A 12,429-nucleotide genomic window follows, 5' to 3' on the forward strand; every position below is an offset into this window, starting at 1 on the left:
TCCGCCGAGCGCATCAACACTGTCGAAGAGTACCTGAACTTTCGACCGGTTCGAAAATTTGATTACCTTAATCCCATCCAACAAACCCTAAAACACCGCTGTGTTGCATTAGTCACTTGAACACGGCTATTAATTTATCTTCCCCCTAAGGGGGGTATTACCCCTAATTAGGCTAATCCGGCCCTAATTAGGGGGATTTTGGGCCTATTTTCTCAATTAGGTAATATTTGGTATGTTTATCTCAGTTGTGGAGCAGACTTATGCTGTTGGGAAACACAAAGATCCACAATTCAAAATGAGCTAGAAAAGCACATTTTAAAAGGTAGATTCATGTGCCACTAGCTGATTTATAAAAACAAAAGGACCTACTTATGGACTTTCCCAACGAGCATTTGAATTACAATGGCACCACTCTCAATGGCAAGCAGCTGGCTGAAATTTTAGATGTGGCTCCCCCTACCTTATCCGAAGCTGTCAAATACGGTTATAACTGCGGAGGATACCCGGTAGAAGAGTGGGTATTACGATCTAACTCAGGACGGGTAAAAGGGTACTATGTCCCAAAATTCTTGGTGGATGGGGAACATCAGATAGAAAAAAATCGAGAGAATCCCCAACCTGTATCATCCGATGAGTCTGAACTTCAAGAAACTGATGATAGCAGTGAAGAAACCCCTGAGGATCCAATCCCGCAAGTGACCAATAATACTTATTCTCTGCTACCGGAGGGAGAAGATTATATTAAACCAGTAGGTATGGCAGCTCTTTCTTCGACACTAACAAGTGTCGTTGAAGAGGATACCCCTCAAAGTCGGGCAATTATAATTACACTTCTAGGTATTTTGGGTGCCTTCGCTGGTCATGCTGTTACCGATGACACGAAAGGGGCAGGTATCGGGGCCGGGGCAGGTTTAGTAATTGCACTTTTAGGTTACGCGAGTTTCAATCAAACTGAAACCTCAAACAACAACCTAAAACTTCCAATTGATGATAATGACCACCAAATGATAGGGGAGTCTTCTCAATCAGCTGCTTTTCCTCAATTGGAGTTTAATTCGTTGTGATTACTTACGAAAATTATCAGGAAGAGAAATGACTAAGCCCAATCTTATATTCTTTCTTGGAAGGAAACAAAAAGATTGGGCTTTTCTTTTAAGAACAGATAAATAGCGCAATTCTTTTCTCTTGGTTATCACAAAAATGGTTGTTTGATTTAAAAAAATCACTAATCTGTAGAACCAGCTTGGTAATTTGTTGTAAAACGGCCTTATAACGATTCTGAGGTGGTTATAAAGGCCCATTTTCAAATTTCGATTCTAAGGCTCTATCTCCAAAGGGTGAATGGTAAGACATTGCTTATTTTTCAATTGTTGGAACATTTTTGCTAAAATTTATCCAAAAGCCTTTAAATCAAAAGCGTGTAAATAGTTTATCAGCTTTTTTTCTTCATTATTTTCTAACCACGCATCTTCACCATGACTAATATCTGATATTTCAGATGTTTTCTTTCCTTCAAAACGACTAACGACATCATCAAGGGTCTTTAGTTCATCATCGGTAAATAAATCAGCATTGAAAGATTTGTCGCCCGGAAAAAACTGCCTGCATATACTATCCTCATAGCGCGTTTCATCATATTTAATTTTGATAAAATCATTTTCCTCAGCCTCCTCAAATATGGCACCGTACTTTTTTAAAACGGGTCCGTACTGTATAGCTCGATATTCCGTTCCAGATATTGAAAAACAGGTTCGCTTGAAAAAGGTGAAGTCCGAATAAAACATCAGCTTATTCATGCCGGTCTCCCACGGGCTCATCTGCTCAGCAAAGAACAATATCATATTCATCACCCTTTCAAGATTCGGCTCCCGAAATCCATTGTATTCATTCGGCCTGCTATCCCCTAATAAATATTCTATCAAATTTAAATTGGGGGTAGTCGTTTCTTCGTAAATAATCTTTTCAATCTGACGAATTTTTTTATCAAGTGCCTTTCCTTCTAATACATTACTTGCCTTCAAAAATTCAAGGAAATCCTCCGGATCCTTGGCCGCCTGAATCAACCGTGCATTGGACAGGCTCGGCATAGCGCCATTTTCATACTGGTTGTACTGGTTCTCACCAAACTCCAGTATAAGGGACATTTTACGCGCACTTAACCCATATTTCTCCCGAATACTTCGCATCTCCTCTGGGAAAGGGATAGAGTGGGTCTTTCGGTACAGGTTGTGCACCTGGGTAATATTAATCTCATCAAGTTCATCAGTTGTAAAACCCGTTCCAGTATCCTCACAGATGTAGTAATGGTACTTGATTGTAAATGTCTCCTTGCGGAATTCCAGATCGCGTTGCTCTGTCTCCAGCCGCGCGGGTCCACCAGTAATTGGGCTTTCCATAGGATTGCTCATGATTTTTTTAAAGGATAGTTCATTTCGTATTCAGCAATGTGAAACGAAATACATATCACCGGTTTACTCTCTTTGCCTAATGTTATCTTAATATAGACTTCTTCGTTTTTCACGGTTTTTCCGAAAACCCATAAATCAGACCCCAGATCAAATTCGTCTGGTTTTGGGCCTTCGCTGTAGTCTTCAACCCCCAGGTTTAGCAGGATATCCCTTCGTCCCCTGGGTGTTATTTCCAGGTCTAACAGTGCCTGCGTGTTTTTTGATCTATCATCCAAGAAAACAATTCGCCAGGTTTTTGCCTTTTGTTTGAATCGTTTTAAGAATTGTTGAACGGCTTTTCTTTGATTCATTAATTATATAACAAATTTCAACGTAATACAACTTTATAATGTTATATTTTTAATATATTTACCTACTATACAATGTTATAATTGTACTAAGGTTTTTAATAACGTGCTCGATGACTATCCTGATGGATCCCATTCGATAATATCTTCCTCCACCCCGGCATAGACCTCATCGATCTCCTTCTGCAGCTCGATGGTGTGATAAATGGCTGTGGCCACCTTGCAGTAGTGTTGAATTTCATCGTTGGTGAGCTTGCGCTCCCTGCGATCATAGAGATACTTATCCAGTACTTGGTAGCCACCGACCTGGTAATTCCAAACTTCCTCGGAGATGCCCTCAAAGTATTGCCCATCTTTATTGATATAAACGCGCGCTTCTTCGGGTTGGTAATTGCGACCTATCCTTTTCTCTTTGGCGACAACTTTTGAACCTTCTCCTTCAAATTTGGCAATAGGTGTGTTGAGTTTATCGGATTTCATCAAATGCAGGCTCCCTAATTGCTCTCCTAATGAGGCTAAATCCCTGAATAATTCATAGTCTGTGGTAAAAGGGATACGTGGGAAATCACTTTTTAAAAATTCAGCGTACGTTTGGCGGTAGGCAGATGCATACAAAACACCATAGTTATAATAAAGTACCTGCTCAGGTGCAGGACGTTCGCCATAGTTATGTTCCAAGAGTTTATAAAACTCCTTATTAAGATTTGGTCTGCGCTCGGTGTATTTAACATCATCCTCAAATACCAACGCCATTGTATTACCATCTTTCTGCTCACCATTTGTATCAGTTTCTGGATATAGATATAAAGGGAAAAGATAGTTTCTGTCGTAAGCACTTACAGATTTATGGGCTGTTAGATCCTCAGTAATAAAAGCACACGGTTCTTCCTTGAATTGACGTGGAGTAAGTAGACCCAAATTATCACCGGCAAGCATGTGTCTCATTATTTCTTCACGTCCTCTGTCAACTACAGCCTCGTGGTAAAATATATGTCGTTTATCAAAGGGGCGATATAAAAGTAACTGGAAGAACTGTTCCAGATCGACTTCATCTAAATCATTCCTTGCCTCCGATACTTTCCAAGCTTTAGTCTCTGTAAGTCGATATCTTTGCTTCAACCATTCATCACTTTCATTTGATCTAGCAAAAGTTTTGATACGTGTTTTAAGCTTCGCTAGATCAAAGTCTAATACAAAATTATCCCGGTGAGTTGTAAGGCCCGAAGCATATTCATCAAATAAATCTGTTACTTGTATAAATTGCCTGTATCGCTCCCTAAGATCATAATCCAATTCTGTAAAGAAATAAAATTCCGATTGCGGGGTAATTTCCGTCCATTCAGTATTCCTGAGACCGTGCTTTTCCAGCCAATCATATTTCTCACTGCGCTTGCCGTACAGATCACCCCTTAATACGTTTTTAGGTTTATCAGCTCTTTTGATCATACTGTGAATGGCCACGCCCTGCTGGATATCAAACACATTTTCATCCTTGGATCCGTCGGGAGCGGTCTCTTTCTTTCGGTAATTGCCGTGCAGGTCGAGAACGGCAATTTCATCAAAACTTTTAATTAAGGACTCCCGCATGCCCCGGAATGTGGGATTGTCAAGGTAGCCGTGGTTGGTAATCATACTGACCACCCCGTGGCCCAGCTGATCGATCTTCCATTGGGCAAAGCGAATGAACTTCACATAGTCATCTTGCAACATCTTCGGGTTACGCTCTCCCAGGGGCTTACCATCTACTTTGTAATACCCGTCATCTTTGTGACCATTTTCATGCGTATATCCCTCTTTGAGCAGGTTATCAATCCAATCATTGTCATTGAAGGAATTGCCGGAATAGGGCGGATTGCCAAGGATAACCAGCACTTCTTCATCTTTTTTCACCTTGCCAGCAGCCTCACTTTCTTCACTAAGGCTGTGCATGCCCGGAAGCTCGGTTTGTTCCAGATCCTCCATCTCCAGGGTATTGGTTAGGTAGAGCTTAAACCGTTCATCATCACTCATTTCATATCCGAACTCATCCAACACAAAGCCCATCTTCAGGTGACCAATTGCGTAAGGAGCCATCATCAGCTCAAAAGCGTAGAAGTGTTCCAGCAGGTGCTCCTTAATCAGACCCGAAATATCCCCTGACCCGTAGTGCTCTTTATACTCTTCCACAGCCACCCGTAACGCTTCGGCGATGAATGTCAATGTCCCGGCAGCCGGATCCAGTACTGTAACGGATTTGTCGGCCAAGCCCAACGGCTTGTCAAAATCGTCTTTCAGGGTTTGGTGGACCGAACGGACGATATAGTCAACGACCGGTTCCGGCGTATAGTACACGCCGCGCTGTTCCCGCACCTTGGGGTTGTATTTTGCCAGGAAGGTTTCATAGAAGTGAATAATCGGGTCATTTCCTCGTCCTTCCTCATAGAAACGGTTCAGGATCTTCTGGATATCAGCCACGTTCAAAATCTCTGACAGATCATCAACGATCCAGCTGATATTCTGGGGCAAATCGCTGTATGAAATGAATTGGAAAACGTCTTTGAGGATACCAATCGTGGATGGAATAAACCGGATCGCATTTTCACGGGTGAAGGTCTCATCGGCCCGGGTACGGGCGGCAAACAGGCCGTAGGTCACCGTTTGTGAATACAGGTCGGCAAATTGCTGTTTGTTGAGCCCCGCAATCAAATACTTTTGAAATGCCTGGAAGAAGCCTTCCAGCTTTTGATTGCCCTCGTCCAGCAGCTCCCGTTCAATTACGTGCTCTAAAAATCGTGTTCGTTTGGCCAATTCTTTGGCAAGGGAAGATGCATGGTAGGTCTTGGGAGCAGAATGGGACAAAAATGTTTCTACAAGCTTGGTGAAAGCCTCTTCATTCTCAACAGGTGGCTGTTCTCCCAGCTTCTCTGCAACAAATGGCCGTCCAATGCTCACTTTATCGACGAGATCCCCATCTTTATAGAGGCGATATTCGAAGAAGTCAGTAAGAATCACATTGGGGAATGTGGATCGATAGCGCTTGAGTTGCTCGGAGCGCTGAATCTTATCCAGATTTTCTCCCGGCTTTTTAGCCTCAATATATCCAATTACCTTGTGGCTGCCATCCCACACACGGAAATCCGGATTCCCGGCCTCTGTCCGTTTGGGTAGAGCGGTAACAGTGGCATCCCTGGCATCCAACTGGTGTGAAAATTGCTCTAAAAACCGTTCAAATACCCCATAATAGGTTTCTTCCCGCGCATCTCCCTGATGCATTTTCTTTGCGATGTCCCCGACAAATGACTCAATCATCTGAATAACCTTGGTTCGTTATAAAACTTTGCTGAACTATAACGAGCTAAAGCCTATGCTGCAAATATTATACGCCAGATCAGGTCTCGGTATCCCATGAGGCTGGATACCCCTTGTCATTTAGCTCTACATCGAATTTTGTGGGTGCAGGTTCTCCACCATTTATAAACTCTCTAACTCCATACTGCACAAGATAATCAGCCAGGTCATAACCCTGTTCTTTATCGCGGCGGGTAGCATTCTTTTCCAAGAGATCCGAAACCGTGATGTCACAAAAGTATGATAAACCCTCAGCCTTTTCTTGCCAATCCTCGAATGCTCCCAGATCTGGAAATAAGGTCACACTTCTGCCCATCAAGGACTTGCAGCGTTGCGATTTAAGGTTGGATTTTGCCCCCGCTGCCAGCCATATGAATTCAGGAAAATAAGCACTACTGATAATAGCCGTTTTCTCACTTTCTACGATGGCAATGGGAACAGTTTTATCGCCTGTCAGCAGATGTTCGCCAAACAGGCACTGTTCAAGGTGGTAGGAATCGTAAACTAGACTGTGTACCCAATGTATATGAGGATAGGGGACTTTAACCCGATGACCATTGCTCTTGTAAAGCATCACCTTGCCAGTACGGATATTGCCTTGAATATCAATTTGCCAAAAAACGGTTGCTCCTTCCCAATGCCTGGATGTCCCAATATTATACGTGTCAATTAGGTTTCGTACTGTATCAATATCAAACAACGAGCGTAAAAACTGTACAAATTTATTTCGCTTATACCCTTTCAGGCTAGCCCTGAAATATTTTTGGGATATATAGTCGGTGGGCTTTGGTATTTCCTGAAAATTGTGATCAGACCTGCTAAATGAAGTCTCGCGGTTAGCATATCCATGGTTATAGGGATCTTTGAAATACCCACAACTACTTTCCCGGTCACAACGGCCAAATTCTTCAGGGAGATAAGTACCTGCTTGGTAGTCTTTATATCTAACAAACCGCTTCTTTCGGCATTGCGGACACTCGAACTTCCTGCTGCTGTCATCAAGTCTGTAGCGATATGATTTCATCTCTGGACTAATAAAAAAAGTTTTCCTGCAGCTACATATGCTACATCACCTACATCCACAAGGCTCTTGTAGCGTTTAAATGCATGTGGAATGTAGCTGATGTAGCATATGTAGCTTTTAAAGAAAAGTTTTAAGGCTGGGGCTTCTGCAGATATACTACATTGCCTACCGCCTTTCGCGTAACTTTAATCCCACTATTTATAAGACGTTTTTTAAATTTACTTTTGCCTACTGGGTAGTACCCATCTTCACCACAAAATCCTTTATACTCACTAAATATTTTGGAGAGTCTCACATATAATTCAATGGATTTTTCGTATTCACTCTCATTTAGAAATTTCAACACTGAATCCGATTCAAGGCGGTATATTTCATTCTGTTTCTCTACTGCTTCACAAGATGTGAATCCTCTCTGCCTTAGCAGCCTTTGAAGTCCTTCCAAGACCCAATTAAACACTCCTGAAAGCTCATTTCTAATAATCTTTGCAGCTAACTCTTTATCCTGCTCGGACTCTGGGATCGTTTTATCAAAAGGGACAATCATAAATCGCCTGAAAAAGGCATTCGAATGTTCTACATCGGATGGTAACTCATTACAGTTAAATATAAGCTTTGCATAATCGGTAAGGGTAAAAGGATCACCGTAGGGCAGGCGAGCTTCAACAGGTTCGCCAGAGACTAATTGCTTAAATAATGCCGTCTCCATATTGCCATTTATTTCACTGGCATAGTTTAATAGGCGGTTTGCCAACTTAGCTCGGTAATACCCTGACTTGTCTGTCAATGACTGAAGCGTGTACGTTGAGACGTTTTCGCTGCCAAGAAGGGCATTAACGATCTCAAAAAACACGCTCTTCCCATTCGCCCCCGTACCGTAGAGTATTAGGGCTTTTTCAAGTTTAAGGGCAGATGAGCTAACAAAAACGTACCCTATATACTCAGCAAGCAATCTCTGAATATCCTTTTCAGGTAATACTTCATCCAGATATTGACTAAACATAGGTGCAGAGGCATCCTTGTCATATCCAAATGGCAATTGATAGGTAAGAAAATCAGTTTGCGTAGGAGGACGGACCTTAACAGGCTCCTTGCTCGCCGGATTAATCTCGACAGTCCCATTTTTAAGATTAATAAGGACAAGCTCATCAGGCTTTTCAGGAGTTGGCAGGTGGGCAATACTCATAAATTGCTTAAGCAGCTTCTCCCGGAACTGGTAATAATGGGCATCAAATTTATTGACCCCCATTTTTCTGGCTGCCTGGCCTAGAAAGTTTTCCAACTGTTCTTCCGCAAGCTTACTCCAGTAGGTTCCATTGTATAGGTAGATAAAGTCATGCTTCTTACACAGCCCCCAATTATTGTCATCAGCAAGTTCCAATATTTTTTCAATTGTAATTACTATGAAGTGCTTATTATTAAGTTTGTCAACCCCTGCCTCTCGGTAAAAATTGACCTCTTCTACCATTTGAAGTAGTTTCTTTAATACCTCTTCATGAGGAGTAGGGGATGGCGGATTGGCGTGTTTTAGCACACCGTTTTTTAATTTCTCTGATGTTATAAAATCCATTTTATTCCCCGTCCTGTCCCTTTACTTCTGTATTGGCATCCATCCACTCCATAACTTCTGATTCACGGAACCCAACAGCGTTTTTGGAGATCTGGACTTTGCGGGGGAAGTCAGGCTCCTTCATTCTATCATATAGTGTTGACAGTCCAATTCCTAAGTATTCGGCAAGTGCTTGTGGTCGTATTAATTTTTCCATGACGGTCAGTAGATTTATTCGTTCCTGTTTGTTACTGACCGGAATTTGTTAGAAATATTCGGAAGGGTTTAAGAAAAGCTATTACTTTTCATGTACAATTCATATCACTGTAAATCCTCTTGATATGTTTATGTAACCCTCTTTTACCATGACCATGCTTTTCAGCAAACCAGTTTTGATTAACAGCATACTTAGCTACAGTAGTATGTTTAATGGTACCGTCTTCATGAAAGAACCTTGGTTTATCTTTTATGTCGTTGATGATTTTTTTCAAATCCTTAATAAGGTGTTTTCTTGTATTGTGATGAGGGCGATAATCTCCACTGGTAGTAATCCCAATATCAAATCCATCCAAGTACTTATAAGAATCCAAATCTGGAGAATAACACTCATCCATTATATTATTGATAATTGATTTAAGTGCATTAAGCTGACACTCAATTTTTTTAATTTTTTCACCGTCCCAGAGAATAAAATTTATTCCGTGACTTGATCTAATTTCATCCTGTTCACCTTCTATCTTGTACAACTGCTTTAGTTGTATTTTATATTCTTCCAACATTTCTTCAGGGCTGTGTAGGTGATAACGATTTTTGAAATTCCGTCTAAGTTTTTCGACTATTTTTTCTTTAACCTTGTACGACTTTTTTCTTTTACAGAAATTATTCAAATTGTGATCTAGACTTCTAATCTTTTTATTAATGCTTTCATTTAAGTTATTAATACGTCTTTGAAAAGCTTCCCTATTTTTTTCTAGTTCTGCTAGTGCTGTAATTTTAGATTTATGATTCATAAAATAGTCGGTAAATCTATCATAACTCTCGTTGTATATTCTTTCTGCGTCTCCAATTTCCATAACTCTTAACCAGTTTTGTGATTCTCAATTTCAGCCTTTTCTCCAGAAATAATACTCTTAACTCTCCAACTCCAGCGATTCAGAGCTTTCAGCTTTTTATCAGTATAGTTATACCATTGATAGTGCTTTCCGGTAACCCCTTCAGCCTTGTGATTAAGAATTTTTTCAATAACAATTTGTTCCACTAAGCTTTCCTCCAACTTCGTTGCGACCGTACGCCTGAGATCATGAAGGCGAAAGTCTGAAACAGAGGTTAAATCCTGAATTTTTTCTGTTGTTTTTTTCACACTTGTTAACGGTTGTCCATCATTGATAGGGGATTCAAAGATGTATTCACTTTCACCAGTAATTGGTTTTAGCTTATCTAAAAGCTCCAGTGCCATTTCTGATAATGGTACTTCATGGATCCTATCGCTTTTATTATATCGTATGGTCCAAATATCCGCTAAAAAGGCCTTTGGTTGGGGCCTCCCATCCTCTTTTATTTCAATTCGCTTACAGGGCTTTTCTCTTTCTATATCCGACCATTTCATTCGCATGGTTTCGGTTTTTCGTTGCCCTGAAAGTAACAACATTTTGTAGTATGATTGAATTGGCTCTGGTTTAGTCTCCCAAAACTCCCACAACTCTTTAATTTCATTTTCGTTGTATACTCTATCTCTTACATTCTCTCCTTGTTCAAATAAAGATGTATTTGCTACTGGATTGACATTAAGTTTAATTCCTACCTTCTTTAATCCAAACTCGAAAATCTTGGAAATAGTCGACCTGATCCGATTAGCCATAGTAAATTTACCTTCCTCATAACCTTTTTGATTCAGTACCTTCCGTACATGCTGGTCGGTAAATTCAGAGACTGCTATATTTCCCCAATTATGTTTATCCAATAATTCTGCTTTGATAATACGTTGATATTCTTTTTGTGTACTTTCTGCTAGGGTAGGCAAGTGTTGCTTTGAAAAAATATCGGCGAGCTCTTTAAAGGTTAATTCTTTAGGCTTGTATTTCCGTTTCTTTTTTTGAGCTTGTGGATCTATGCCATTATTTATCTCTACCTTTAACTCCCTCACTTTTGCTCTCGCATCGGATAGGCTAATAGCTGGAAATTTGCCAATTGTAAACCTTCTATTTTTTCCCTTAAAACGATATCGATATGCAAAAGTTTTAGTCCCGGCTTTTGATAATCGTAGAATTAATCCGGTTTCCCTTTCATCGTAATATTCAATCTGTTTTTCAGGTGGGTCTAATCCTTTGACTAACCGGTGACTTAGTTTCTTTTTGGGCATATCAATAAATGTTTTACCCTAAACAGCCTGACTATAAATCAGATAGCTTAGGGGTTTCAAAAATTTCAATTATAAAAAATTATCCAATAATTTTGGGTAACATTTGGGTAACAGAATACTTGGTTTGGACCGTAAACGCCCGTAACTGCACAGAGTTAAACTAAGTTCTAATTCACTGCTATTCAATGATTTATCGAAAAATTCGGAAAGGTTCGGACATATACGAAAGGGTATTAAAACTGATTACGGATCAGGAGGTTGGGGGTTCGAATCCTCCCGTGCGTACTTTTTTAAAGCCCATGTCTCGCAAGAAGTTATGGGCTTATTTATTTGCTAAAATCCTATTTATGAATGGCCTTTCTAATTCTGGGGAAAACATAGGGAGAACACATAGAGTTTTATCCCCCCCCTCGCTTTACTGCTTCTAATAGGTTGGATCCTGTGCGGTAAACTTCCAGCAGTTGGTAGTCCAGATCAAATTAACCCAAAGTTGGTTGGGTTAAGACATTGCAAGGTCCCCGCCATTGATATAGATATTGAGATTCTTCTCTCCTTTAATATTTATCTCTATTTGTAAGATATTACTTTTTTTAACGTTGTTTTCTTGCAGACGTTATTGCCATAAAAGTAATAGTTGTATATTGAAAAAGGAAAAGCTTGTAACTGTTGTAGGGAAGCAGGGGTGATGTTTATCCAGACAAATAAAACGAAGGACTGGGACTCTTATTCAAACCAGGAACTCTGGGTTGCAATGAAAAACGACAGCCGGCAGGCCCTGTCCAAGTTATTCGTGCGTCTCTATCCCGAGTTGTACCGCTATGGTATGAGCATTGTTGGTTTACAAGAAGTTGTTAATGATGGCATCCAGCAACTCTTTTTCCGCCTTTGGAATAAACGAAAAACGCTGCAGCTGATAGACAAATCGGTCAAAAGCTACCTCTTCGTTTCTTTGCGCAGAATATTGCTGCGTGAGATAGAAAAGGAAAAAGCACGAAAAGAAAGAGCCTTTGAGTTCACCGAAAGAAGTTATTTGCCAGTTACTTCCCCGGAAGAAAATATTTTTCGTCAAGAAGCAATTGAAAAACAGCAAAACCGGTTCTGTGAAGCGCTGCATCTGCTGACATCCCGCCAAAAAGAGGCTTTGATGTTGCGTCTCAAAAGTGGACTAAGTAACCAAGAGATCGCTACCGTAATGAATTTGTCCGAAAAGAGGGTGCGTAATCTTATCTATGAGGCCACAAAACGATTGAGAGAGGCCGTCCACATGAATGAATGTCCTACCGAATAGCTCCTCGGCTGATCCTCAAAAAAATATTCTCAATTTTTTCCGGGACATTCCCGTCGTGGCTGTTTCTCATAAAACAGAGGGGTGGATAAAGCACCTGAAAGGGATATGAAAACTTAAGAAAAGGGATACG

Annotated in this window: 10 protein-coding genes and 1 tRNA gene; 3 read left to right on the forward strand and 8 right to left on the reverse strand. The window is 40.6% G+C overall.

All coding sequences use genetic code 11. From position 1 onward, the window contains the following. Nucleotides 1–371 precede the first annotated feature (371 nt). Nucleotides 372–1,064, forward strand: a complete 693-nt coding sequence (locus NC796_RS23350) for a hypothetical protein (RefSeq protein WP_310688234.1) — start codon at nucleotides 372–374, stop codon at nucleotides 1,062–1,064. A 327-nt stretch (nucleotides 1,065–1,391) separates the two neighbouring features. Here the strand turns inward: NC796_RS23350 and NC796_RS23355 are convergent, their stop codons facing one another. The 8 genes from NC796_RS23355 to NC796_RS23390 all read right to left on the reverse strand — a co-directional run bounded on the left by NC796_RS23355 (nucleotide 1,392) and on the right by NC796_RS23390 (nucleotide 11,011). Then, nucleotides 1,392–2,396: a type II TA system antitoxin MqsA family protein gene (locus tag NC796_RS23355; protein ID WP_310688235.1), complete on the reverse strand. Its 1,005-nt coding sequence runs from the start codon at nucleotides 2,394–2,396 to the stop codon at nucleotides 1,392–1,394. Between the two features lie 8 nt (nucleotides 2,397–2,404). Continuing rightward, complete coding sequence (locus NC796_RS23360; RefSeq protein WP_310688236.1) at nucleotides 2,405–2,758, reverse strand: hypothetical protein; 354 nt, start codon at nucleotides 2,756–2,758, stop codon at nucleotides 2,405–2,407. Nucleotides 2,759–2,872: 114 nt separating this feature from the next. Further along, the gene (locus NC796_RS23365; RefSeq protein WP_310688237.1) at nucleotides 2,873–6,043 is read right to left on the reverse strand and encodes a type ISP restriction/modification enzyme; all 3,171 of its coding nucleotides are present in this window, start codon (nucleotides 6,041–6,043) and stop codon (nucleotides 2,873–2,875) included. Nucleotides 6,044–6,122: 79 nt separating this feature from the next. Then, on the reverse strand, nucleotides 6,123–7,106 hold the full coding sequence (locus NC796_RS23370) for a DUF6371 domain-containing protein (RefSeq protein WP_310688238.1): 984 nt from the start codon (nucleotides 7,104–7,106) through the stop codon (nucleotides 6,123–6,125). 130 nt (nucleotides 7,107–7,236) lie between these two features. Then, nucleotides 7,237–8,673 carry a phage/plasmid primase, P4 family gene (locus NC796_RS23375; protein ID WP_310688239.1) on the reverse strand — a complete coding sequence of 479 codons (1,437 nt, stop codon included), beginning with the start codon at nucleotides 8,671–8,673 and terminating at the stop codon, nucleotides 7,237–7,239. Nucleotide 8,674: 1 nt separating this feature from the next. Then, a complete protein-coding gene (locus tag NC796_RS23380; RefSeq protein ID WP_310681628.1) occupies nucleotides 8,675–8,869 on the reverse strand; it encodes an AlpA family phage regulatory protein in 195 nt (64 codons plus the stop codon). 88 nt (nucleotides 8,870–8,957) lie between these two features. Further along, nucleotides 8,958–9,725, reverse strand: coding sequence for a hypothetical protein (locus NC796_RS23385; protein ID WP_310688240.1), 768 nt, complete (start codon nucleotides 9,723–9,725; stop codon nucleotides 8,958–8,960). A 5-nt stretch (nucleotides 9,726–9,730) separates the two neighbouring features. Then, entirely contained in the window at nucleotides 9,731–11,011 is a 1,281-nt protein-coding gene (locus NC796_RS23390; RefSeq protein ID WP_310688241.1) for an integrase arm-type DNA-binding domain-containing protein, read from the reverse strand. A 222-nt stretch (nucleotides 11,012–11,233) separates the two neighbouring features. On the opposite strand from NC796_RS23390, the gene NC796_RS23395 reads away from it, so the two are divergent. Both NC796_RS23395 and NC796_RS23400 read left to right on the forward strand, forming a co-directional pair. Next, nucleotides 11,234–11,296 (forward strand) — tRNA-Ser (locus NC796_RS23395). A gap of 349 nt (nucleotides 11,297–11,645) precedes the next feature. Next, nucleotides 11,646–12,299: a sigma-70 family RNA polymerase sigma factor gene (locus NC796_RS23400; RefSeq protein WP_310688242.1), complete on the forward strand. Its 654-nt coding sequence runs from the start codon at nucleotides 11,646–11,648 to the stop codon at nucleotides 12,297–12,299. Nucleotides 12,300–12,429: the final 130 nt, after the last annotated feature.

This window comes from Aliifodinibius sp. S!AR15-10, from assembly GCF_031569985.1.
Taxonomy (GTDB): domain Bacteria; phylum Bacteroidota; class Rhodothermia; order Balneolales; family Balneolaceae; genus JAMQKA01.

Bases quoted from the DNA above. Each gene is read 5' to 3' on its own strand.
- NC796_RS23350 (WP_310688234.1), top strand. From the start codon at position 372: ATGGACTTTCCCAACGAGCATTTGAATTACAATGGCACCACTCTCAAT.
- NC796_RS23355 (WP_310688235.1), bottom strand. From the start codon at position 2,396: ATGGAAAGCCCAATTACTGGTGGACCCGCGCGGCTGGAGACAGAGCAA.
- NC796_RS23360 (WP_310688236.1), bottom strand. From the start codon at position 2,758: ATGAATCAAAGAAAAGCCGTTCAACAATTCTTAAAACGATTCAAACAA.
- NC796_RS23365 (WP_310688237.1), bottom strand. From the start codon at position 6,043: ATGATTGAGTCATTTGTCGGGGACATCGCAAAGAAAATGCATCAGGGA.
- NC796_RS23370 (WP_310688238.1), bottom strand. From the start codon at position 7,106: ATGAAATCATATCGCTACAGACTTGATGACAGCAGCAGGAAGTTCGAG.
- NC796_RS23375 (WP_310688239.1), bottom strand. From the start codon at position 8,673: ATGGATTTTATAACATCAGAGAAATTAAAAAACGGTGTGCTAAAACAC.
- NC796_RS23380 (WP_310681628.1), bottom strand. From the start codon at position 8,869: ATGGAAAAATTAATACGACCACAAGCACTTGCCGAATACTTAGGAATT.
- NC796_RS23385 (WP_310688240.1), bottom strand. From the start codon at position 9,725: ATGGAAATTGGAGACGCAGAAAGAATATACAACGAGAGTTATGATAGA.
- NC796_RS23390 (WP_310688241.1), bottom strand. From the start codon at position 11,011: ATGCCCAAAAAGAAACTAAGTCACCGGTTAGTCAAAGGATTAGACCCA.